Source organism: Blastococcus aurantiacus (assembly GCF_900102425.1).
GTDB lineage: Bacteria > Actinomycetota > Actinomycetes > Mycobacteriales > Geodermatophilaceae > Blastococcus > Blastococcus aurantiacus.
This window is the reverse complement of record NZ_FNBT01000001.1, coordinates 562,098-583,021: the sequence shown is the minus strand read 5'-3', so window position 1 is coordinate 583,021 and position 20,924 is coordinate 562,098. Positions and strand designations below refer to the sequence as shown.

General features: G+C 75.1%; 18 protein-coding genes. 8 read left to right on the top strand and 10 right to left on the bottom strand.

The window, feature by feature from the left end:
- The first annotated feature begins 3 nt into the window (after positions 1-3).
- Together BLS70_RS02710 and BLS70_RS02705 are read left to right on the top strand one after the other, a co-directional pair.
- Complete coding sequence (locus BLS70_RS02710) at positions 4-1,536, top strand: SIR2 family NAD-dependent protein deacylase (protein ID WP_091763931.1); 1,533 nt, start codon at positions 4-6, stop codon at positions 1,534-1,536.
- Between the two features lie 40 nt (positions 1,537-1,576).
- A complete protein-coding gene (locus tag BLS70_RS02705) occupies positions 1,577-2,794 on the top strand; it encodes a cytochrome P450 (protein ID WP_091763930.1) in 1,218 nt (405 codons plus the stop codon).
- Here the strand turns inward: BLS70_RS02705 and BLS70_RS02700 are convergent.
- Together BLS70_RS02700 and BLS70_RS02695 are read right to left on the bottom strand one after the other, a co-directional pair.
- Positions 2,791-5,103: a helicase domain-containing protein gene (locus BLS70_RS02700; protein ID WP_255362187.1), complete on the bottom strand. Its 2,313-nt coding sequence runs from the start codon at positions 5,101-5,103 to the stop codon at positions 2,791-2,793. The two genes, BLS70_RS02705 and BLS70_RS02700, sit on opposite strands and share 4 nt — an antisense overlap.
- A gap of 83 nt (positions 5,104-5,186) precedes the next feature.
- On the bottom strand, positions 5,187-5,840 hold the full coding sequence (locus tag BLS70_RS02695) for an alpha/beta fold hydrolase (protein WP_091763929.1): 654 nt from the start codon (positions 5,838-5,840) through the stop codon (positions 5,187-5,189).
- Positions 5,841-5,965: 125 nt separating this feature from the next.
- On the opposite strand from BLS70_RS02695, the gene BLS70_RS20655 reads away from it, so the two are divergent.
- A complete protein-coding gene (locus tag BLS70_RS20655) occupies positions 5,966-6,130 on the top strand; it encodes a hypothetical protein (protein ID WP_176946251.1) in 165 nt (54 codons plus the stop codon).
- 10 nt (positions 6,131-6,140) lie between these two features.
- Here the strand turns inward: BLS70_RS20655 and BLS70_RS02690 are convergent, their stop codons facing one another.
- The gene (locus BLS70_RS02690; protein ID WP_091763928.1) at positions 6,141-6,899 is read right to left on the bottom strand and encodes a hemerythrin domain-containing protein; all 759 of its coding nucleotides are present in this window, start codon (positions 6,897-6,899) and stop codon (positions 6,141-6,143) included.
- Positions 6,900-7,135: 236 nt separating this feature from the next.
- On the opposite strand from BLS70_RS02690, the gene BLS70_RS02685 reads away from it, so the two are divergent.
- From BLS70_RS02685 to BLS70_RS02670, 4 genes are all read left to right on the top strand, one after another.
- On the top strand, positions 7,136-7,936 hold the full coding sequence (locus BLS70_RS02685) for an alpha/beta fold hydrolase (protein ID WP_255362186.1): 801 nt from the start codon (positions 7,136-7,138) through the stop codon (positions 7,934-7,936).
- Positions 7,933-10,197: a SpoIIE family protein phosphatase gene (locus BLS70_RS02680; protein WP_091763927.1), complete on the top strand. Its 2,265-nt coding sequence runs from the start codon at positions 7,933-7,935 to the stop codon at positions 10,195-10,197. The genes BLS70_RS02685 and BLS70_RS02680 overlap by 4 nt, the downstream gene beginning before the upstream one ends.
- Before the next feature lie 65 nt (positions 10,198-10,262).
- On the top strand, positions 10,263-11,423 hold the full coding sequence (locus BLS70_RS02675; protein ID WP_091763926.1) for an acyl-CoA dehydrogenase family protein: 1,161 nt from the start codon (positions 10,263-10,265) through the stop codon (positions 11,421-11,423).
- A 79-nt stretch (positions 11,424-11,502) separates the two neighbouring features.
- On the top strand, positions 11,503-12,555 hold the full coding sequence (locus BLS70_RS02670; RefSeq protein ID WP_091763925.1) for an acyl-CoA dehydrogenase family protein: 1,053 nt from the start codon (positions 11,503-11,505) through the stop codon (positions 12,553-12,555).
- Between the two features lie 92 nt (positions 12,556-12,647).
- Here BLS70_RS02670 and BLS70_RS02665 read toward each other — a convergent pair whose 3' ends face one another.
- The 6 genes from BLS70_RS02665 to BLS70_RS02640 all read right to left on the bottom strand — a co-directional run bounded on the left by BLS70_RS02665 (position 12,648) and on the right by BLS70_RS02640 (position 17,841).
- Positions 12,648-13,739, bottom strand: coding sequence for a hypothetical protein (locus BLS70_RS02665; protein WP_091763924.1), 1,092 nt, complete (start codon positions 13,737-13,739; stop codon positions 12,648-12,650).
- Positions 13,736-14,356, bottom strand: a complete 621-nt coding sequence (locus tag BLS70_RS02660; protein WP_091763923.1) for a hypothetical protein — start codon at positions 14,354-14,356, stop codon at positions 13,736-13,738. Before BLS70_RS02660 ends, BLS70_RS02665 begins: the two co-directional genes overlap by 4 nt.
- A gap of 100 nt (positions 14,357-14,456) precedes the next feature.
- Positions 14,457-15,188: an acyl-CoA thioesterase domain-containing protein gene (locus BLS70_RS02655; RefSeq protein WP_091763922.1), complete on the bottom strand. Its 732-nt coding sequence runs from the start codon at positions 15,186-15,188 to the stop codon at positions 14,457-14,459.
- Positions 15,188-15,925: an acyl-CoA thioesterase domain-containing protein gene (locus BLS70_RS02650; protein ID WP_218122243.1), complete on the bottom strand. Its 738-nt coding sequence runs from the start codon at positions 15,923-15,925 to the stop codon at positions 15,188-15,190. The genes BLS70_RS02655 and BLS70_RS02650 overlap by 1 nt, the downstream gene beginning before the upstream one ends.
- Positions 15,926-16,019: 94 nt before the next feature.
- Complete coding sequence (locus BLS70_RS02645) at positions 16,020-16,670, bottom strand: AAA family ATPase (protein ID WP_218122242.1); 651 nt, start codon at positions 16,668-16,670, stop codon at positions 16,020-16,022.
- 133 nt (positions 16,671-16,803) lie between these two features.
- Positions 16,804-17,841 (bottom strand): glutathione S-transferase family protein, encoded by a 1,038-nt coding sequence (locus BLS70_RS02640; protein ID WP_091764207.1) that lies wholly within the window; start codon positions 17,839-17,841, stop codon positions 16,804-16,806.
- A 132-nt stretch (positions 17,842-17,973) separates the two neighbouring features.
- On the opposite strand from BLS70_RS02640, the gene BLS70_RS02635 reads away from it, so the two are divergent.
- Positions 17,974-18,639, top strand: a complete 666-nt coding sequence (locus tag BLS70_RS02635) for a hemerythrin domain-containing protein (RefSeq protein WP_091763921.1) — start codon at positions 17,974-17,976, stop codon at positions 18,637-18,639.
- Here the strand turns inward: BLS70_RS02635 and BLS70_RS02630 are convergent.
- On the bottom strand, positions 18,614-20,908 hold the full coding sequence (locus BLS70_RS02630; RefSeq protein ID WP_176946250.1) for an ATP-binding protein: 2,295 nt from the start codon (positions 20,906-20,908) through the stop codon (positions 18,614-18,616). The two genes, BLS70_RS02635 and BLS70_RS02630, sit on opposite strands and share 26 nt — an antisense overlap.
- Between the last annotated feature and the right edge of the window lie 16 nt (positions 20,909-20,924).

Genomic DNA, 20,924 nt, shown 5'->3' with positions numbered 1-20,924 from the left:
GACGTGAGCGGACACGTCTTCGTGGTGGGTGCAGACCTCACCCGCCTGTCCTGCGACGACGTCCTGGTGCCGACCGGACGCAGCCTGCGGGTCTCGCCGGGCTGGTGCCCGCTGCTGCCCGCCGAGCTGGTCTCCGACGCCGACGACGCCGGAGCGTGCGTGGGGCTGGCGTGGGAGGCCGGCGAGCGGGTGCTGGAGGTCCCGGGGGACGGCGCCCGGCGGACCTGGCTCGTCGACACGGTGGACGACGAGGGCCGCGGGCTGCCCTGGCTGCTGGAGGGCGCCCGCGAGGCGCTGGACGCGGTCGCGCGACGAGCGGTGCCCGAACCGGCGCACGGACGGGCGCGCCGGCTGGTGGGGCTCCCGGCGCTGGGTACCGGCTGGGGCGGCGCCGCCGGCATGCGCGGCGCGCTGCTGCAGCAGCTGCTGCCGGTGCTCCGCGAGGCCGCGCACGAGCACGGCTTCGACGTGGCCCTGGTGCTCAAGCGGCCCAGCGACCTGGCCGCGGCGCAGCGGGTGCGACGCGGCGAGGACGGCGGCTGGGACCTGCCGGAGCACCTGCAGGAGCTGGCCCGGCAGCTGGGGGACCGGGCCGGCCGCGGTCAGCTGGCCGTCTTCCTCGGCGCGGGGGTCAGCGCGGCGGCGGGGCTGCCGACGTGGGAACAGCTGGTCGACGAGCTGGCCGGGCGCACCGGGCTGGACGACGAGGTGCGGGCCGGGCTGACCGGGCTGCCGCCGCAGGACTCCGCGGCGCTGCTGGCCCGTGAGCTGGGCAACGAGGCGCTGGAGGCCTACGTCAAGGAGCGGTTCGGGCCCGGGCCGTACGCGCTGGCCCACGCGCTGATCGCCGACCTGCCCGTGCAGGAGTTCGTCACCACCAACTACGACCCGCTGCTGGAGCAGGCGGCCGCCGACATGGGCCGCAGCCTCCGCGTGCTGCCCTTCGAGGAGGCCCGGCCCGGGGCACCGTGGCTGCTCAAGCTGCACGGGGACGCCGCCCGCCCCGAGAGCATCGTGCTGACCCGCGAGGAGTACCTGCGCCACGGCGACTCCCGGGCAGCCCTGGCCGGGGTGCTGCACTCGCTGCTGCTCACCCGGCACGTGCTCTTCGTGGGCACCTCGATGCTCGACGACGACCTCATCCGGATCGCCCACGAGGTGCGCAGCGCCCTGCGGCTGGAGGGGTCCGGCCGCGTGCACCGCAGCGGCACGGTGCTGACCCTGCGGCGGGACGTGGCGCGCGCCCGCCTGTGGGAGCGGGACGTGGAGACCGTCGCCATGGCCGACGACGACGTCCCGGCAGCGGAGGCGGCCCGGCGCCTGGAGGTGCTGCTGGACCTCATCGGCTGCCTGTCCACACCGCCCAACGGCTACCTGCTCGACCCCGCCTACCGGGGGCTGCTCGACGAGGAGGAGCGCGCCCTGGCCGACGCCCTGGCGACCGTCGCCGACCTCGTGCCCGACGACGGGTCCTCCGGCGCCGGCCGGCAGGTGGCGGCGCTGCTGCGCCGGCTGGGGCTGCAGCGGGGGGACTGACCGCGGTTGCGGCGGCGACCACCGGGGAAACCGCCCAGGCATGGCGCGACTCGAGAACGGTCTGCAGTTCCTGACCCGGGGGTACGGTTGGCTGCCCGACAAGCGGCGGCAGCTGGGCCGGCGCACGGTCCCGACCCGGCTGGGCGGCCTCAAGGTGCTCGGCATCGAGGGTCCCGACGCCGCGCGCTTCCTCTACGACGAGGACCACGTCCGCCGGGCGCACGCCATCCCCGAGCCGGTGCAGGGCACGCTGTTCGGCAAGGGTGCCGTGCACACCCTGGACGGCGAGATGCACCGCGTGCGCAAGGCGATGTTCGTCGCGCTGCTCATGCGCGAGGACGGCATCGCAGCGCTGGTGGAGCAGGCCACCTCCGCCTGGGACGACGCCGCCGCGGGCTGGCACGGCCGCCGCATCGTGCTGCACGACGAGTCCGCGCAGGTCATCGCGGGCACGGTCTGCCGCTGGGCCGGCGTGCCGATCCCCGACGACGAGGTGCCCGCCCTGGCCCGCGACCTGGTGTCGATGGTCGACGGCTTCGCGACCGGCGGCCCCCGGCACTGGCGGGCGCGGAAGGCGCGCGGGCGGCGCGAGGCCTGGCTGTCCCAGCTGGTGACCGACGTGCGCAGCGGGACGGCGACCGTGCCCGAGGGCAGTGCGGTCGACGTCGTCGCCCGGCACACCGACGCCGACGGCGAGCAGCTGGACCCGCGCGTGGCCGCGGTCGAGCTGCTCAACATCATCCGGCCGACCACCGCCGTCGCCTGGTTCATGGCCTTCTCCGGCCACGCGCTCATCCGCTGGCCGGAGTACCGCGACCGGCTGGCCTCCGGCGACCCGTCCTTCGCCGAGGCCTGGGCGCACGAGGTGCGCCGCTACTACCCGTTCGCACCGTTCATCGGTGGTCGCGCGCCGCAGGAGACGTCGTACGACGGCGAGCGGATCCCGAAGAACTCGGTGGTGCTGCTGGACCTCTACGGCCAGAACCACGACGCCGACCTCTGGCCCGACCCCTACGAGTTCCGCCCGGAGCGGTTCCTCGGCCGGGAGATCGGCGAGTTCGAGCTCGTGCCGCAGGGCGGGGGGGATCCGCGCACCAACCACCGCTGCCCGGGCGAGCAGCTGACGGTGGCCCTCCTGTCCGCGCTCGCCGTCCGGCTGGCTCGCCTCCAGTTCGACGCACCCGAGCAGGACCTCGCCATCGCGCTGCATCGCATCCCGGCCCGGCCGGACAGCGGCGTCCTCCTCGACGTCCGCTAGGAGCGCTGTTCGAGCCCGGACAGCTCGGCCGGCAGGTCGCCGGGGTGCAGGACGCCGAGCCGCTGGGTCGCGCGGGTGAGCACCACGTACAGGTCGTTCCAGCCGCGCACGCCCTCGCTCACGATCGCGGCCGGGTCCACCACGAGCACCGAGTCGAACTCCAGGCCCTTGGCGCCCTCCGGGGGCAGCACGACCGGGGCGTCGGCGCGGCCGGGGTCGGCGGGAAGCCTCGCGGCGACGGCGGCGCGGACGGCGTCCAGCCGGCTGTGCGGCACCAGCACGCCGAGCGTGCCCTCCTCCTTGTCCAGCTCGAGCGCGGCCTCGGCGACGGCGTCGGCCAGCTCGTCCCCGTCGGCCCGCTGGGCCCAGGGCTGCACCCCGGTCGAGCGGACCGAGGTCGCGGCGGAGGCGGGCGCCCCGGTCGCGGCGAGCACCTCGGCGGCCACGGCCATGATCTCGGCCGGGGTGCGGTAGTTGACGGTGAGCTCCTCCAGCTGCCACCCGCGGCCCAGGTGCGGCTCGAGCACCTCCGCCCAGCTGGTGGCCCCGGCGAGCGTGCTGGTCTGGGCGACGTCGCCGACCACCGTCATCGAGCGGGTGGGGCAGCGGCGCACCAGCAGCCGCCAGGCCATCGCCGAGAGCTCCTGCGCCTCGTCGACGATGATGTGCCCGTAGGTCCAGGTGCGGTCGGCCGCCGCCCGCTCGGCGGTGCTGCGGTAGTCGGTCTCCTCCTGCCGCTGCGCCAGCCCCTCGGCGTCGAGCAGGTCGCCGGCCAGCAGCTCCTCGGCCTCGTCCTCGGTCTCGGCGTCCGTCGAGCGGGACCCGTGCAGCATGTCGAGGGTCTCCTGGGCGTCGCGGAGCCGGCGCTGCCGGTCGCGCTCCTCGGCCCGGCGCTGCGCGGACTCGTCGATGCCGAGCAGCTCGTCGACCTCCTCCAGCAGCGGGACGTCGGCCGGTGTCCACGGCGAGGACGGGGGGCGGTGCAGCAGCCCCCGCTCCGCCTCGGTGAGGCCGGTCGCGACGGCGTCGAGCTGCCGGCGGGACGCGAAGAGTTCGCGCAGCACCCGCTCGGCGGTCAGCCGCGGCCAGAGCCGGTCGATCAGGGCGTGCACGGCGGGCTCGGCCGAGACCTCGCGGCGGAGCGCCGCGACGTCCCCCTGGTCGAGCAGGTTGGCCCCGCCGAGCACGTTCTCGCCCAGCTTGTCCGCGTACTTGCGGGCGATCAGCTCGATCACCGTCCGCGCGGCGGCGGGGCGGGCCTCGTTGTGCACGCGGGACGCCGACCGGGCGCGGCTGCGCACGCGGGCGGCGTCGGCCTTGGTGAACCGCACCGTGATGCCGTCGATGGTGATCTCGGCGGGGCGGTCCAGCACCGCCTGACGCTGCTTCACGGCCGCGGCGACGACGTCGGCCATCGCCAGCCGGCCCTTGACCTCGGCCACCTCCGGCGCCTCCGGGGCGTGCGCCTGCAGGCCGGGGCGCAGTCCGCCGAGGTCGGCGAGGACGACGCCGGTCTCGCCGAGGGAGGGCAGCACGTCGGCGATGTAGGTGAGGAAGGTCGGGGAGGGGCCGACGACGAGCAGACCGCTGCGGGCCAGCCGCTCGCGGTGCGTGTAGAGCAGGTAGGCGGCGCGGTGCAGCGCGACGGCGGTCTTCCCGGTGCCCGGACCGCCCTGCACCACCAGCACGCCGCGGACGTCGGCGCGGATGATCCGGTCCTGCTCGGCCTGGATGGTGCGGACGATGTCGGTCATCCGGCCGGTGCGCGAGGCGTTGAGCGCGGCGAGGAGCACCGACTCGCCGGCCAGCCCACCGCGCTCGCTGCCGCCGCCCTCGAGGGCCGCCGCGCTGATGTCGAGGGTCTCGTCGGCGACGCTGACGACCGTGCGGCCTCGGGTGCGGATGTGCCGGCGCCGCCGCACGCCCTGGTCGTGCAGCGGTGTCGCCGTGTAGAAGGGCTGGGCGGCCGGTGCCCGCCAGTCGACCAGCAGCGGCTCGTCGGCGCCGTCGGCGAACAGCCCGATCCGGCCGATGTACCGCGGCGTCCCGGAGTCGTGCCGGTCCAGGCGCCCGAAGACCAGGCCGCTCTCGGCGGCGTCGAGGGCGACGATGCGCCGGCTGTGCAGCTCGACGGAGGCCTCGCGCTCGCCGACCGCCTGCGGGTTGTGCGGCACCAGGGCGAGCGCGTCGGCGAGCCGGCCCACGCTGCGCTCGCGCACCTCGTCCAGCCGGTCGAACAGCGCGGTCACGTAGGGCTGCTCCGCGGCGATCCCGGAGTCGGGGGTGCCCGCGGTCGGAGCTGTCGACAAGTCGTGCCGCTTTCGGTCGGACGTGCACTACATCCCGGGAGGGAGCGCCGGTCGGGGCGGCCGCCCATTATGCGCGCGCCAGGTCAGCCGGCCAGGTAGGCGACCAGCCGCTCCGCGAGCTCGACCGGCCGGCTGAGGGCGACCAGGTGCCCGCCGGGGACCTCGTCGACCGGGAGGCCCAGCCGGTCGGCGGCCACCCGGCGCTGGAACTCCAGGGGGAAGAAGCGGTCGTCGCGGCCGGCCAGCACCCGCGTGGGCACGTCGGGCCAGCGGTCCAGCGGCCACGGGTCCTCGAAGGGGCGGCCGGTCTGCTCGAACGGCTCGTCCTGCACGGCGGCGACGACGTCGGCGGGCACGTCGTGGAAGAACGCCTCGGTGGTGTCGCCGGGATCGCGGTGACCGGTGTTGGCCCACCATGCACCCCCGGTCTCGCCCGGGCTGGGCACCATCGCGTTGACCAGCACCAGCAGGCGCACCGGCAGCCGGTCGCACACCAGCGGCGCGGTCAGACCGCCCAGCGAATGCGCCACGAGCACCACGGGCTCGGGGGAGTCCCCGAGCTCAGTGCGCACCGCATCGACGACGGCGTCGGCGTAGACGGCGAGTCCGGCCGACGGATCGGCGGCGGGCAGGCCGACGGCGAGGGCGCGGTGCCCGAGGCGCTCCAGCTCGGGCAGCAGCCGGTGCCAGTAGGAGGCGCTGCCGCCGGCCCCGGGGACCAGCACGAAGGACGTCACGGGGGGACAGACCACGGCGGGTGAGCCAACTCATCGCCGCCCAGGCGATTGGCAACTCCGTGGACACCTTCCCGACACAGCGGCTGCCTAGCGTCGTCTGCGTCCGCTAGAGGAGGAGAACCACCATGACCACCAGCACGCTGGAGCGACCGGACGTCCGCACCGCTCCCGACGGCCGCACCGCTCCCGACGGCTCCGCCCACGCCGACACCTGGACCTGCGACAACTGCCGGACCGAGACCAACGCCGTCCGCAAGCGGTGCGCCGACTGCGGCACGTCGCGCTACTGACCCCGTCCGCCTACGCCGCCGGCGGCGCACCCCGCAGACGCACGACGGCCCCGCGGTAGCGGCGGGCCCCGGCCAGCCGCCACGCCCAGCGCTGCCGCCGGGGCAGGCCCACGAGCAGGCGGGCCCGGTCGTGGGCGCACGAGTCCTCGAGCGCCAGCCCGAGGACGAGCCGCCGCTCCCGGCCGGTCAGCCGGCAGGCGCCCGCCGAGGCGACGGCGGCCCAGCGGCGGGTGTCCAGGTAGGCGTCCAGCAGCGGCACAAGGTCGCGCTCCTCGGCCGCGGTGTGGGCGTCGACGGCGTCGGCCAGCCGGAGGCAGCCCCTCGCCACGACGTCCCGGGCGGCGGGGGTGCCCGCCACCGCCCACTGCCGCGCAGCGGTGGCGAGGTCGCGCACCTGCGCATCGATGCGGGCGGACCGGACCGACCAGTCGGCCACGGCGGCCCGCACCGCGGCGGCGTGCTCGTCCGGTACGGCGTCCACCAGCGCGGGCCACAGCGCGTCGCGCTCCAGCCGGTGGTGCGCGAGCAGCAGCCGGCCGACGAGATCGGCGTGGCCGGTCAGGGTGCGCGTGCGCCGGGGCTCCGCCGCGGGTGCCCAGCCCAGCAGGTCCGCGAGCAGGCGCAGCTCGCGGCGCACCACCTGGTGCAGCACCCGCTGGTGGGCGCCGGCGCGGCTGCCCGGGGCGGGCGGCGCGGGGAGCACGTCGTCAGCGGCTCCCCTCGGGAGGGGCAGCGCAGGGGTGCCGGTACGGACCTGCACGGCGGTCATGGCGCACCTCGCTCGGCGTCGGTCCGGTGGTCCGGTCGGCTCCGGATCAGGACGACGCGGCGAGGGTAGGACGGTGCGGTCGCCCCACGACAGGGACTTCCGGAACGGATCGGTCGAGCCGGTACCGCACGCCGGGTGGGGCTGCCTGTGCGCGCACGGCACGTAACCCCACGTCACCGGAGCCGGAACGCACCGGGACGCAGACAGGTCTGACGTCCTCCCATAGGGTTCAGCGCGTGGAGAACGTCCTGCAGCGGAACTGCGTGCGCCTCGGCGGATCGCCCGAGGGCCGGCCGATGATGTTCGCCCACGGGTTCGGCTGCGACCAGGAGATGTGGCGCCTCGTCGTCCCGGAGTTCGAGCCCGACCACCGGATCGTGCTGTTCGACCACGTCGGCTCCGGCAACTCGGACCTGAGCGCCTACGACCGCACCAAGTACAACTCGCTGCGCGGCTACGCCAGCGACATCGTCGAGATCTGCCGGGAGCTGGACCTCTCCGACGTGGTGTTCGTCGGGCACTCGGTGAGCGCGATGATCGGGGTCCTCGCGCTGCAGGAGGCGCCGGAGATCTTCGGCGGGCTGGTGATGATCGGGCCCAGCCCGCGGTACGTCGACGACGGCGACTACGTGGGCGGGTTCAGCCGCACCGACATCGCCGGGCTGCTCGACGCCCTCGACGCGAACCACCTGGGCTGGTCGGCCCAGATGGCGCCGGTGATCATGGGCACGCCCGACCAGCCGGAGCTGGCTGCGGAACTCACCAACAGCTTCTGCCGCACCGATCCCGACATCACCCGGCACTTCGCCCGCGTGACGTTCCTCTCCGACAACCGGGCCGACCTGCCCGGCGTGGCCGTGCCCACGCTGGTGCTGCAGTGCACCCAGGACGTCATCGCGCCGGAGGTGGTGGGCCGCTACGTGCACGAGCACATCGCCGGCAGCGTGTTCACCCAGCTCGCGGCGACCGGGCACTGCCCGCACCTGAGCGCCCCGGAGGAGACGGCGGCGGCGATACGGGCCTTCCTGCCGGGATGAGGGTGCCTCGCCTGTCGGACTCCGGCGAGTCCGGCCCCGAGGAGCACGGCCGGCTGGACCACCTGCTCGAGGACGATCCCGCCGATCTCTACGAGAACGCCCCCATGGGCTACCTCTCGACGCTGCCCGGCGGCCGGATCGTGAAGGTGAACCGGACCTTCTGCGACTGGATCGGCCGTCCGGCCGGCGAGGTGCTGGGCGCGAACTTCCAGGACCTGCTGAGCATGGGCGGACGGGTCTACTACGAGACCCACCTGATCCCGCTGCTGCGCATGCAGGGAGCCGTGCGCGAGATCGCCCTCGACCTGGTGCGGGCCGACGGCACGCCCCTGGCCTGCCTGGCGAACGCGGTCGAGCTCAGGGACGACGAAGGCGCGCCGCTGCTGATGCGGGCGACCCTGTTCGAGGCCACCGCGCGGCGCCGCTACGAGCGGGAGCTGCTGACCGCCCAGCGGAACGCCGAGGAGTCCGAGCTCCGCTCGCTGACGTTGCAGATGGTGGTGTCGGACCTCGCTGCCGCCATCTCGGTGAGGGACGTCGCCTCGGTCATCGTGGAGCGCAGCCGCGAGGCGCTGCACGCGCGCGGCGCGGCGCTGGTCCTGGTCGAGACCGACGCGCACGACCCCGAGGCGCTGCCCGCGTTGCGGCCGGTGCGGTCGCACGGACTGCCGGACAACCTGTTGCCAGAGCTCCGGGACGCGGCGGGCAGCCAGCTCGCCGTGGAGCTGGCGCGCGGGGTCCGGTCGATCGTCCTCGGAGACCGGCTGCGGAGCGGGCAGCCGGCGCTGTCCACGGCCATGGCTGCGGGCCGGTTGACGGAGCTGGTGATCGTGCCGGTGACCGCCGACGGCCGGCGGCTCGGTGTGCTGGTGCTGGCCCTGGGGGAGGGCGTCGACGACCTGATCAGCCTCGAGCAGCCGGGCTCGGCCCCGACGCTCGCCACGGCCGAGATCAACTTGCTCTCGACGATCGGCCGCCAGGCGGGGCAGGCGCTGGAGCGTGCCCGCCTGCACGAGGAGACGGCGCGACAGGCGGAGCGGGCGTCCTTCCTGCTCGAGGCGGCCCGGCTGCTGGCCGAGGCCGCGGACGTCGCGGAGACGGTGGACCGGCTGGCCGGTCTGGTCGTCACCCAGCTGGCCGATCTCTGCGTCGTCGATCTGGACACCGACGGGGGGCTCAGTCGGCCCGCGGTGCGGCACCGCGACCCGCAGCGCGCGCACCTGGCCGAGCAGCTGCGCACCCACCACCTGCCGCGTCGTTCCACCGCGCATCCCAGCGTCCGGGCCCTGCGCACCGGCCGGACGGAGTGGATCCGGACGGTCGACGACGAGTTCCTGCGGTCGGTCGCGGTCGACGACGCGCACCTGGAGGTGATGCGAGCCCTCGATCTGACCGCCGTGGTCGCCGTGCCGCTCATCGCGGAGGGGCGGCAGCTGGGCGTGCTGACGATCGCGGCCGACGCCCGGCGCGGACCGTTCACCGTCGCCGACGTCGAGGTGGCCGAGCAGCTCGCCTTGCAGGTGGGGCTGGTGGTCGCCCGGGCCCAGCGCTTCGACCTCGCCGTCCGCACCTCGCACGCGCTGCAGGCCAACCTGCTCCCGCCGCCGCCTCCGTCGCTGGAGGGTCTGGCCATCGCGGTGCGCTACCTCCCGGCGACCTACGGCGTCGACGTGGGAGGGGACTTCTACGACGTCGTCCGGCTGCCCGGGGTGGAGGTGGGGCTGGCCGTGGGTGACGTCGTCGGCCACGACATCACCGCGGCCGCGACGATGGGCCAGTTGCGCAGCGTCTACCGCGCCCTGCTCGCCGACGGCCCCGCTCCCGGTGACGTCATCGACCGGCTGCAGGCGGGCTGGCCGCTGCTGAGCCTGCGGCGGATGGCCACGGCGTTGTTCGCCTCCCTCGAGCCGGCCTCCGGCCGTCTGCGCATCGCCTCGGCGGGCCATCCGCCGCCGGTGCTGCTCAGCGACGGGCGGGCCGGGTTCCTGCCGGTGCAGCCGAGCCGGATGCTGGGCGCGCCGCCGTCGCAGGCGCTCGAGTGGGACGGCGTCCTGCCGCGGGGGGCCAGCCTGCTGCTGTTCACCGACGGGCTGGTGGAGAGCCGTTCGGCCGACATCGACGAGGGGTTCGACCTGCTGCTGGCCGCCGCCGAGTCGGCCAGCACGTCGGATCCCGACGCGCTCTGCGACCACCTGCTGTCCGAGCTCACCGGCGCGCACCGTGCCGACGACATCGCGCTGCTGGTGCTGACCCGGCTCTGAGACGCGCGGACGTCCGGGCCACCCTGTACAACCGAGGCAGGAGTCCACCTGGAGCTGGGAGTCGCATGAGCAACCCGTTGACACTGGCGCCCGCGCCGCGGTCCGAGGCCGCCGAGCGCGTGCGCGGCGAGGTCCGGGACTTCCTCGCCGAGGAGCTGGCCGCAGGCACGTTCAGCACGCACGTGGACACCTGGCTCTCCGGCGTCGACCCGGAGTTCTCCCGCAAGCTCGGAGAGCGCGGCTGGCTGGGCATGACCTGGCCGAAGCAGTACGGCGGCCACGAGCGCACCGCGATGGAGCGCTACGCCGTCACCGAGGAGCTGCTGGCCGCCGGCGCACCGGTCGCCGCGCACTGGATCGCCGACCGTCAGTCCGGCCCCAACCTGCTGCAGTACGGCACCGAGAAGCAGCGGCAGGAGATCCTCCCGCGCATCGCCCGCGGTGAGTGCTACTTCGTCATCGGGATGAGCGAGCCGGACTCCGGGTCGGACCTCGCCTCGATCCGCACGAAGGCCACGCGCAACGAGGCCGGCGACTTCGTGGTCAACGGCGCGAAGGTGTGGACGTCGAACGCGCACGTCTCCCACTACGGGATCGTCCTGGTGCGCACCTCTCCGGTGGACACCACGAACCGGCACGCGGGCATGTCGCAGCTGCTGATCGACCTCTCGCTGCCCGGCATCACGATCAACCCGATCCGCATCCTCGACGGCGGGCACCACTTCAACGAGGTCGTGTTCGAGGACGTCGTCGTCCCCGGCGACATGCTGCTCGGCGAGGAGGGCAACGGCTGGCACCAGGTGACCGCTGAGCTGGCCTTCGAGCGGTCCGGACCCGAGCGCTTCCTCTCGACCTACCCCCTCATGGCCGAGTTCGCCCGCCGCGTCGCCGCCTCGGGAGATCCGGCCGGTCTGGTGGCGCTCGGCCGGCTCTCGGCGCGGGTGCTGGCGCTGCGGCAGATGTCGCTGCGCATCGCGGCGGCCCTCGACCGCGGCGAGCTGCCCAACATCCCGGCGGCGCTGGTCAAGGACGTGGGGACGACGTTCGAGGCCGACGTCATCGAGGAGGTCCGCCGGGTGGTCGACGTGCTGCCGTCGCTGGACTCGCCCGACCCGCTGGCGCGGGCGCTGGCCGAGGCGCAGCTGCACCAGCCCGGCTTCACGCTGCGCGGCGGCACCAACGAGATCCTGCGAGGGATCGTGGCACGTGGACTGGGCCTGCGATGACCACAGCGAGCGAGCATCGCAGCGAGGAACGAGCGAGGAGCGGAACGAGCGCGGCGTCGAGTGAGGGAGTGGAGCGCTGATGGCAACCGATCAGGACCTGGTGATCGAGACCGTCCGCGGTCTGCTGGCGAAGCACGAGCCGTTCGACCCGACGCCGGAGCGGCGGTGGGACGAGGGGCTGTGGAGCGCGCTGGCCGAGAACGGGCTGACCGGGGTCGGTCTGCCCGAGTCGGCCGGTGGCTCCGGCGGTGACCTGGCCGACGCCGTGGCGATCGTCCGGACGCTGGCCAGTGGTGCGGGCGCCGTGCCGGTCGCCGAGCAGCTGCTGGTGGCCGGCCCCGCGGTGGTCGCGGCCGGCCTGCCGCTGCCACCGGTCGACGAGCCGCTGACCTTCGGCATCGCCGATGGCGTCGCGGCGTCGCCGTCCGGCGACGCCTGGACCCTCACCGGGACGGCGACCGACGTGGCGTGGGCGGGCGTGGCCGCGCACGTGGCGCTGCTCGCGACCGGGCCCGAGGGCGAGGTGCTGGCGCTGCTGCCGACGGCGGACCTGCCGGCGTCGGGCGCGGTGAACCTGGCCGGCGAGCCGCGCGGGTCGCTGACCCTCGAGGGCGTGCCCGCGCTGGTGGCGCCGCTGACCGCGGCCCAGGTGCGCGAGCTGCGGGCCGGTTTCGCCCTGGCGCGGGCGGTGCAGCTGGCCGCCGCGCTGGAGCAGGTGCTGGCGTGGACGGTGCAGTACGCGGGGGAGCGGCAGCAGTTCGGCCGTGCCCTGGCCAAGTTCCAGGCCATCCAGATGGAGCTCGCGGAGATGGCCGGCGAGGTGACGGCGGTGACCGCGCTGACCGACGCCGCGGTGCAGGCGCTGGGCCACGGCGACGAGAACTTCTCGCTGGCGGCCGCGGCGGCCAAGGTGCGCGCCGGGGCGGCGGTCGAGGTCGTCGCTCGTCTGGCCCACCAGGTGCACGGCGCGATCGGGTTCACCCAGGAGCACAAGCTGCACCACCTGACCAAGCGGCTGTGGTCGTGGCGGGACGAGGCGGGCAGCGAGCTGGTCTGGTCGCGCGTGCTGGCGCAGGGGCTGCTCGCGGAGGGGCCGGACGGTCTCTGGCCCGCGCTCACCCGGGCGGTCTGACGCGCCCCTTCCTCAGTTGATCATCGCCTGGGTGCGGGCCCCCGCGGCGAGTCGCACGGTGTCGCGGGCACGCAGGCGATGATCAACTCCGCTCAGTCGGCGAGCTGCCGCGGGACGCACGCGGGCGGGGCGAGGCCGGCGGCGGCGCACCACTGCTGGGCACCGGCCTCGTCGTCGAACCCCTGCGCGGCGACGGTGAGCCACCAGCTGTCGTCGAGGTCGTCGGCGGTCACGTCGTCGCCCCGGACGAGCAGGACCGGGAGGAGTGCGGCCCGGTCGCGGTGCCGGGCCGAGTAGCCGGTGGCCGCCGCGTCGTCCGCGATCTGGGCGGCGTCCAGCTGCGGCACCCAGGGACCGGCGAGGTCGTCGGCCGCAGCGGCGTCGGCGGCCCGGATGCTGAGCAGCCCCGCGACGTCCTGCGGCGGTCCCGCGGGGCCCAGGCCCTCGGCCTGGACGTGGGCGACGGTCGCGCCGCCGACCAGCAGCACCACGGCCAGCCCCGCCCCGCCGAGCGCGGCGCTCGCGGCGCCCCCGGCACCGGAGCCCGCGTCGTCGCCGTCAGGAGCCCGGGACTGGGCGGTACCGGCGACGGCGAGCCCGAAGGCGAGCAGGCAGATCAGGCACACCGGGATCAGGTCCCAGAGCCGGCCGTTGACGACCTCGAGGGTGGCCCACGCCGCGCGGGCGGTGGTGACCGCCAGGACCAGGCCGAGGCCACCGACGACGACGTCGGGGAGCCGGACACCGGCGAGGGCCACCACGACCAGCACCACAGCGACGGCACCGGCGAGGAGTGCCACCCACGACGGCCAGAACCACGGCTCGCCGTTGCCGGGCCAGGCGGTGGCGGCGCTGCGGGCGGCCCGGGCGGCCCGGCGGGGGATGTCGTAGTCCAGCTGGTCGAGCAGGACGGGTGCGAGGAAGAGCCCGGTCAGCAGCCCGGAGGCCAGCAGCAGCGGCCCGCCGGCGCGGTGCCGGCCCAGCGGGTGCCCGCCGGTCGGCACGAACCGCGACCGCTTCGGCGCGGCAGGCGCCTCCTCGACGGCGGTCGCCGTGGCTCCCTCGGGCTTGCGGGCGCTCTCGTCGTCGGCCGGGCGGCCGGGCCGGCCCGGCTCGTCGGTGGTGGGTGCGGGCTCCGGCGCGGATGCGTCCTGCTCCGGGGTCCGCGGCTGGTCGGCGCTCACACCGTCTCGGGCACGCGGAGGTGGGCGAGGACGAGGTCGAACGTCGCCTCGTCGGTGACCTCGCCGCGGTGCTGCCGGCCCAGCTCCTCGAGCAGCGGGGCCAATTGCTGCATCGCTGCGTCCAGGGATGCGTCGTCGGTGAAGGTGACCGCGGTCGCGCTGCGGCCCTCCAGGGGATCGGCCATGACGCTGACGCTGCAGAAACCGGGCAGGTCGGCCAGGCGCGGCACGATGCTCTCGGCGTAGGCCTCCAGCATGGGGTCCAGGCGGGACGGCTCGGTGCGGCACCAGGTGACGTGGGCACGGGCGCCCTCGGGCGCGCTCCGCTCGCGGTGCAGGAGGGCGATCTGCCACTCGTGGAGAGCCGCTGGGCTCTGCAGGACGTCGGCGATCCGGGCGCGGATCCCGCGCATCTCCGAGGCGCTGCGCCGCAGGGCGGCGAGGTCCTCGAACGAGCTGGTGACGACCGACCGGCCGGAGCCGCGGTCGGCGAGCATGGAGATGCCGACGAAGCCGTCCATGCCCATCAGTGCCGGCATCGCCTTGGCGCGGACGTAGTGGACGGCGTCGTCGATCCGGTGCGGATCACCGTGGAAGCTGCTCGAGCGTGCGTACATGCCGTATCCCCCTCGGACACCGGCGAGAGCCCGGGAGGCACTCGCCGCCGCGCCCACTGTGACGCAGCGCACCCCTCCGGGGCCAGTCGAGCGAGCGCGGTCAGACGGCCCGGATGTTGGCGACGGCGACGGCCATGCTGAAGCCGATCGGGCCCTCGGCGTCGTGCATGGTGCAGTGCCCGACCGCGACGCCGTCGTCGCTGGCGTGGCCGCCGGACTCGAGGCCGATGTGCTGGCCGACCGGGTCGCGGCTGAGGACCAGCGTGTAGTCGGCGTTGATGAACTCGAGCTCGTCGTGGCTGCGGTGGGCCAGCGGGCTGGCCATGTCGGCGGCGAGCGCCGCGCGGACGAAGGGCGAGAGCGTCTCGCCGTCGACCAGCGGGCTCAACTCCTGGATCCACATCCGGCGCCGGGACGGGTCGTCACCGAACTCGGAGACGGAGCGGCGCATGGTGGCGGGGTCGGGCGCGTCCCAGGCCGACGTCCTGGTGGGGACGGGGCCGGGCGGCTGCTCGCCGCGGCGCAGCTGGACCGCACTCGCCCGGGCGACGACGCCGACGCTCGTGGTGACGGTCGCCTCGGCGACGCGGATGCGGCGGCCCTCCCGGACGACGACGCTGCTCACCTGCACCGGCTCGAAGGGGGCGTTGCGGAACATGTCCACGGTGAGCCGGCTGAACTGGAACCCCGGCTCCCCGTACGTGTCCTCGAGCTGGCGTGCCATCAGTCCACCCAGCAGGCGGCCGTGGATCATCCCGGGCACCCACCAGCTCTTGGCGCTCTCGCCGGGGGCGAAGCCGTCGTCGGTCAGCGTGAAGTAGGCGGGCCGCATCAGACGGTCCGGACGTTGGCGACGGCGACGCTCATGCTGAAGCCGATCGGCCCCTTCTCGTCGTGCATCGTGGCGTGCCCCACCGCGACGCCGTCCTCGCTGACGTGGCCGCCGGCGGACAGGCCGATGTACTCGCCGACCGGGTCGCGGCTCAGGGTGAGCGTGTAGTCGGCGTTGATGAACTCGAGCTCGGTCTCGCCCCGGTGGGCCACGGGGCTGCCCTCGTCGGCGGCGAGCGCGACGCGGACGAAGGGGGTGAGCTCCTCGCCGGCCACCAGCGGGCGGTCCGCGCGGATCCACATGCCCCGGCGGGAGTGGTCCCCGTCGGGGACGACGTCGGTGTAGGGATCCGTGATCCCTGTCGGGTCGGGGGCGTCCCAGGACGGCGTGCGGGTGGGCACGGGGCTGGGCGGCTGCTCACCACGGCGCAGCTGCACCGCGCTCGCCCGGGCGACGACGCCGATGCTGGTGAGCACCTTCGCTTCGGTGACGCGGATGCGGCGGCCCTCGCGGATGACCTCGGTGATGACCTCGATCGGCTCGAAGGGAGCGTTGCGGAAGAGGTCGACCGTGAGCCGGCTGAACTGGAACTCCGGAGCGCCGAACTCGGTGTCGAGCGCGCGGGCGAGCAGGCCGCCGAGCAGGGGGCCGCTCAGCATGCCGGGGGTCCACCAGCTGCGGGCGTCCTCGTCGGGGACGAAGCGGCCGGCGGTCAGCGTGAAGAAGGCGGGCCGCACGAGCAGGCTCCTCAGGGTGTTGCGAGGACCTGGTCTGGCCCAACGGGGAACGGGATGGGGTCCCCAGCCTATCGCCGGGCTGCGGCGGCGCCGGTCACCGCAGGTGGCGCAGGAAGTCCTCCGGTCGGCGCAGGAACGCCCGCCACGACGTCACCAGGTCGCTGTCGTCGTAGGCCACGGGGGTGATCCCGCGGTCGTCGAGCTGCAGCAGGGTGGCGCCGGGCAGCGCGGCCAGGACGGGGGAGTGCGTGGCCAGCACCACCTGGCTGCCCGCGGCGAGCATGTCCTGCAGGATCGTGAGCAGCACGAGGCTGCTGTCGAAGGACAGGGCCGACTCCGGCTCGTCCAGCACGTAGAGGCCGGGCTCGGCGGCCATGCCGGCGAGCACCTGCAGGAAGCCCTCGCCGTGGCTGCGGCCCAGCAGCGGGCCGTCGATCCGTTCGCTCCAGCGGCCCCGGCCGGAGAACTGCCCGGCCTGCTCGTGCAGCCGTTCGGCGCGGAGGAAGAGCCCACCGGTCGGCCCGCCCCGCGTGCAGGTCAGCCGCAGGGAGCGGTGCAGGTCGGAGTCCTCGGCGGCCGGCTCGGCGATCGACCGCTGCAGCCAGTCCTCGCGGAAGGCGGTGATCCGCCGGGCCCAGGCGGCGGCGATCGCCTCGACGAGCGTGGACTTGCCGGCCCCGTTCGCGCCCACCAGCACCGTGGCACCCGGCGTGAGGTCGAGACCGCGGTCGTACACCTGCCGCACGGCCGGCACCGTGTAGGGCCACCGCTCCGGATCCGACCGTCCCCGGTCGATGGTCAGGGAGGTGACCGGTGCACCAGGCTGACGACCACCGGGAGCCACAGCCCCATCCTGGCAGCGGTGGCTCAGCTGTGGGTCAGCGGTGCGGGATGCCCCCGGGGCCGTGGCCCTCGGGCACGCGCTCGCCCTCCGGCACGGGACCGGGCGGCGTGCCGTCGCCGAACGGGGAGCCGCCCAGCTCCTCGCGGCCGTGCGGGGTCAGCCAGACCGAGGTGTCCGGGCCTGCCGGGATGATCTGCGTCGGGTTGATGTCGGCGTGGACGACGTAGTAGTGCTCCTTGATCTGCGGGAAGTCCGTCGTGTCGCCGAACCCGGGGGTCTGGAACAGGTCGCGGGCGTAGCCCCACAGCGCGCGGAACTCGGTCAGCTTCTGCCGGTTGCACTTGAAGTGGCCGTGGTAGACGGCGTCGAAGCGGGCAAGAGTGGTGAACAGCCGGACGTCGGCCTCGGTGATGGTGTCGCCCATGAGGTAGCGGCGGTCGGTCAGCCGCTCCTCCAGCCAGTCCAGCGCGGTGAACAGCCGCTCGTAGGACTTGTCGTAGGCGCGCTGGGAACCGGAGAACCCGCAGCGGTACACCCCGTTGTTGACCTCGTTGTAGACGCGCTGCATGACGTCGGCCATCTCGTCCCGCAGGTGCTCGGGGTAGAGGTCGGGTGCGCCGTCGCGGTGGTGCGCGGTCCACTCGGTGGCGAAGTCGAGGGTGATCTGCGGGAAGTTGTTGGTGACGACGGCCTTGGTGGGGATGTCGACGACCGCGGGCACCGTGATGCCCTTGGGGTACTCGGGGTCGCGGGCGAAGTAGGCCTCCTGCAGCCGCTCGTAGCCGAGCACCGGGTCGCGGCCGCCGGGGTCGAGGTCGAAGGTCCAGCTGCGGGCGTCGTGGGTCGGGCCGCACAGCCCCATGGAGATCGCCGACTCCAGGCCGAGCAGCCGCCGCACGATGATCGTGCGGTTTGCCCACGGGCAGGCGCGGGCGGCGATCAGCCGGTAGCGGCCCGCCTCGACCGGCCAGCCGTCCCGCCCGTCGGCCGTGATCCGGTCGGAGATGTACTTGTCGTCCCGCGTGAACTCCGGCTCGACGTACCCGGATCCACTCCTGCTCGTGTCGCTCACCCCGCCAGCCTGCCCGGTCGCGGCCCCGCTCACACCCCCGCCACCGGTGACGCCCCGTACGTCCCGGGTGTGGGGGTGGTGTGGCGGTCGTGTGGGTGTCCCGGTCCACGGCCCGCCGACAGGCTCGACGGCATGACGCAGACCTCGAACCCGACCCTGACCGACGTCCACGACATGGTGGTCGTCCACCGCGTCTTCCGCCGCGAGCTGCGGCTCATCCCGCAGCTCGTCCGGGAGGTCGCCCCCGGCGACACCGCCCGCGCCCGCGTCCTGGCCGGGCACGCCCGGCTGGTGCTGCGCGGACTGGAAGGCCACCACACCAGCGAGGACGAGCTGCTCTGGCCCAAGCTGCTGGAGCGCTGTACCCCCGACGCCGAGCTGGTCCATCGCATGGAGGCACAGCACGAGCGGGTGCACGACGCGCTCGAGGACCTCGGTCCGGCGCTGGACCGCTGGGAGGCCGGGGCGCGGCCGGCGGTCTCGGAAGAGGTCGCCGCCGGCTTCGACGCCCTGCGGACGGCCCTGCTCGAGCACCTCGACGACGAGGAGCGGGAGATCCTGCCGCTCGCCGCCCGCCACATCGACCAGGCCGAGTGGAACGAGCTCGGCGAGCACGGGGCGAAGAAGACGACGTTCTCCGAGATGCCCATCCTGTTCGGCGCCGTGGCGGAGGAGGCGACGCCCGAGGAGATGGTGCACATCCTCAGCACCGTCCCCGCGCCGGTCCGGTTCCTGCTGCGCACGGTGTTCGCGAAGCAGTACGCGAGGTACATCAGCCGGGTGCGGACCGGTCGCTGATCAGCTCGGCGACCCTGGGGACGTCGGAGGGGCGCAGGCCCCGCCCGCGTTCCCAGGCCGCGGTGAAGTCCCGTTCTCCCAGCTCCGCGCGGACGGTGTGCAGCCACTGAGCGGCGACGGCGAGGTCCGGCGGGAACGTGACCGCCACCGAGTCCGCCTCGGCCGTGGCCGACCCGGCGGCGAACAGCTCGGCGGCGAGCTCCGGCAGGCCCCGTCGGGCGGCGACGATGGCCAGGCCGGGCAGCGTGTAGGCCAGCGTCCAGCTGGTGCCGACCTCGGCGGCCAGCGCGCCCGCCTCGGCCCAGCAGTCGAGCGCCGTGGCGTCGTCGTCGGCGGCGAGGGCCACGCTGGCCTGCACGTTGAGCGCCGTCGCCAGGCTGAACGGGCTGGCCAGCTCCCGGGCGAGCCGCTCGGCCTCGGCGAGCGCCGCGGTTCCGCCGGCGAGGTCTCCGGCCACGAACGCCAGCTGACCGTGGGTCATCGCCGAGTGGGCGTCGACCCACCGCCGTCCGGGGGAGCGGGGCAGGGCGTCGACCTCGGCCAGCCGGTTCCGCGCCGTGTCGAACGCGCCGGTGAACACCGCGGCCATGCCCGCGAACAGCAGCGCCTCGGCGAGGACGTCCTGGTCGCCGGCGGCCCGGGCGCCTGCCACGGCCGCCTCCGCGGCGCGGGCCGTGCCGGGCAGGTCGCCGGCAGCCAGGCCGAGGGCGGCGCCGGCCAGGTGCAGGGCCGCGCCCGTGCCGCCGGCGGCGGCGACGACGCGCACCCAGCCGAGGCCCTCGACGGTGTGACCGCGCAGCGCCCAGTACAGCCACGTGTCGGCGAGCAGGGTCGCCGCCGTGCGCGGGTCGCCGCGGTCGAGGAGCCGGCGCAGCGCGGCGCCGAGGTTGTCGTGGTCCCGCGAGAGCGCGTCGAGCCAGCCGGCCTGCTCCGCGGTGCGCAGGCCGGTGCGTGCCCGGGCGGCCAGACCGGCGAAGAAGTCGGCGGCCCGGTCGGCCACCGCGTCGGCCTCCCCGGCCTGCTGCAGGCGTGCGGCGGCGTACTGGCGGATCGGCTCGAGCACCCGGTAGCGGGGCGCGGCGTCCGGCTCCGGCAGCACCAGCGACTGCTCGACCAGACCCGCGAGCACCGGCAGCACGTCGTCGTCGGCGACCTGCTGGGCGGCCTCGAGGGAGAACCCGCCGGCGAACACCGACAGCCGGCGGAGCAGCCGCTGCTCCGCCGCCGTCAGCAGGTCGTGGCTCCAGTCGAGCGTCGCGCGCATCGTCCGCTGGCGCGGCGGCAGGTCGCGGGCGGACGGCGAGGCCAGGGAGGCGTCGAGGCGGTCGAGCAGCGCAGCCGGGGAGAGGTAGCGGGCGTGGGCGGCGGCGAGCTCGAGGGCCAGCGGGAGCCCGTCGAGCCGACGGCAGATGGCCGCGACGGCGGCGGCCGTGGCGTCGTCCAGGGGGAGCGGCCGGCCCACGGCGGCGGCCCGGTCGAGGAAGACCTGGGCCGCCGGTGATGCGGCGACGGCGGCGGCGCCCGGGCCGGCGGGCACCGCCAGCGGGGTCAGCGGTCGCTCCCGCTCGGCCCGGACCCGCAGTGCCGCCCGGCTCGTGGCCAGGACGACCAGACGGGGGCAGCGGGCGATCAGCTCGGCGACGTCGCCGGCGCAGGCGAGCACGTGCTCGACGTTGTCCAGGACGACGAGCTGCCTCCGGTTGCCCAGGTAGGCGGCCAGCGCGTCGACCAGCGGAGCAGGGAGCGCCTGGGCGCCGACGGCGCGGGCCACCGTGGGCAGCACGAGCGCCGGCTCCCCGACCGGTGCCAGCGCGGCGACGGCCACGCCGTCGGGGAAGTCGGGGGCGAGCGTGCGGGCGACGTCGAGCGCGAGGCTGGTCTTGCCCACGCCGCCGGGGCCGGTCAGCGTCAGCAGCCGGGTGGTCCCCGAGCGCAGCAGGGCGACGATCTCCTCGCGTTCGGCGTCGCGGCCCAGCAGCGGCGTCGTCCGGGCCGGCAGCCGGTGCACCCCCTCGCCGTCCGGCGTGGACGGCGGACGGGCGGCAGCGGCCAGCGCAGCCCGCTCGTCGTCGTCCAGGTCCAGGGCGTCGGCGAGGGCGCGGATGGTGTGCGGATAGGGGCGCCGCCGCTCCCCGCGCTCGAGCGCACCGACGGCCTTGCCCGTGAGGCCGGCCCGGGCGGCGAGCTCCTCCTGGGTGAGGGAGCGCCGCTCGCGCAGGCTGCGGAGCCCCTCGGCAAAGGCGCCGGGTCCGGGGCTGGCCGCGCTCACCGGCCGGAAACTAGCA

What these genes read in the sequence shown, in the direction of transcription:
- BLS70_RS02675 (WP_091763926.1), top strand. Translation starts at nt 10,263, where the DNA reads ATGAGCAACCCGTTGACACTGGCGCCCGCGCCGCGGTCCGAGGCCGCC.
- BLS70_RS20655 (WP_176946251.1), top strand. Translation starts at nt 5,966, where the DNA reads ATGACCACCAGCACGCTGGAGCGACCGGACGTCCGCACCGCTCCCGAC.
- BLS70_RS02635 (WP_091763921.1), top strand. Translation starts at nt 17,974, where the DNA reads ATGACGCAGACCTCGAACCCGACCCTGACCGACGTCCACGACATGGTG.
- BLS70_RS02670 (WP_091763925.1), top strand. Translation starts at nt 11,503, where the DNA reads ATGGCAACCGATCAGGACCTGGTGATCGAGACCGTCCGCGGTCTGCTG.
- BLS70_RS02655 (WP_091763922.1), bottom strand. Translation starts at nt 15,188, where the DNA reads ATGCGGCCCGCCTACTTCACGCTGACCGACGACGGCTTCGCCCCCGGC.
- BLS70_RS02705 (WP_091763930.1), top strand. Translation starts at nt 1,577, where the DNA reads ATGGCGCGACTCGAGAACGGTCTGCAGTTCCTGACCCGGGGGTACGGT.
- BLS70_RS02660 (WP_091763923.1), bottom strand. Translation starts at nt 14,356, where the DNA reads ATGTACGCACGCTCGAGCAGCTTCCACGGTGATCCGCACCGGATCGAC.
- BLS70_RS02680 (WP_091763927.1), top strand. Translation starts at nt 7,933, where the DNA reads ATGAGGGTGCCTCGCCTGTCGGACTCCGGCGAGTCCGGCCCCGAGGAG.
- BLS70_RS02690 (WP_091763928.1), bottom strand. Translation starts at nt 6,899, where the DNA reads ATGACCGCCGTGCAGGTCCGTACCGGCACCCCTGCGCTGCCCCTCCCG.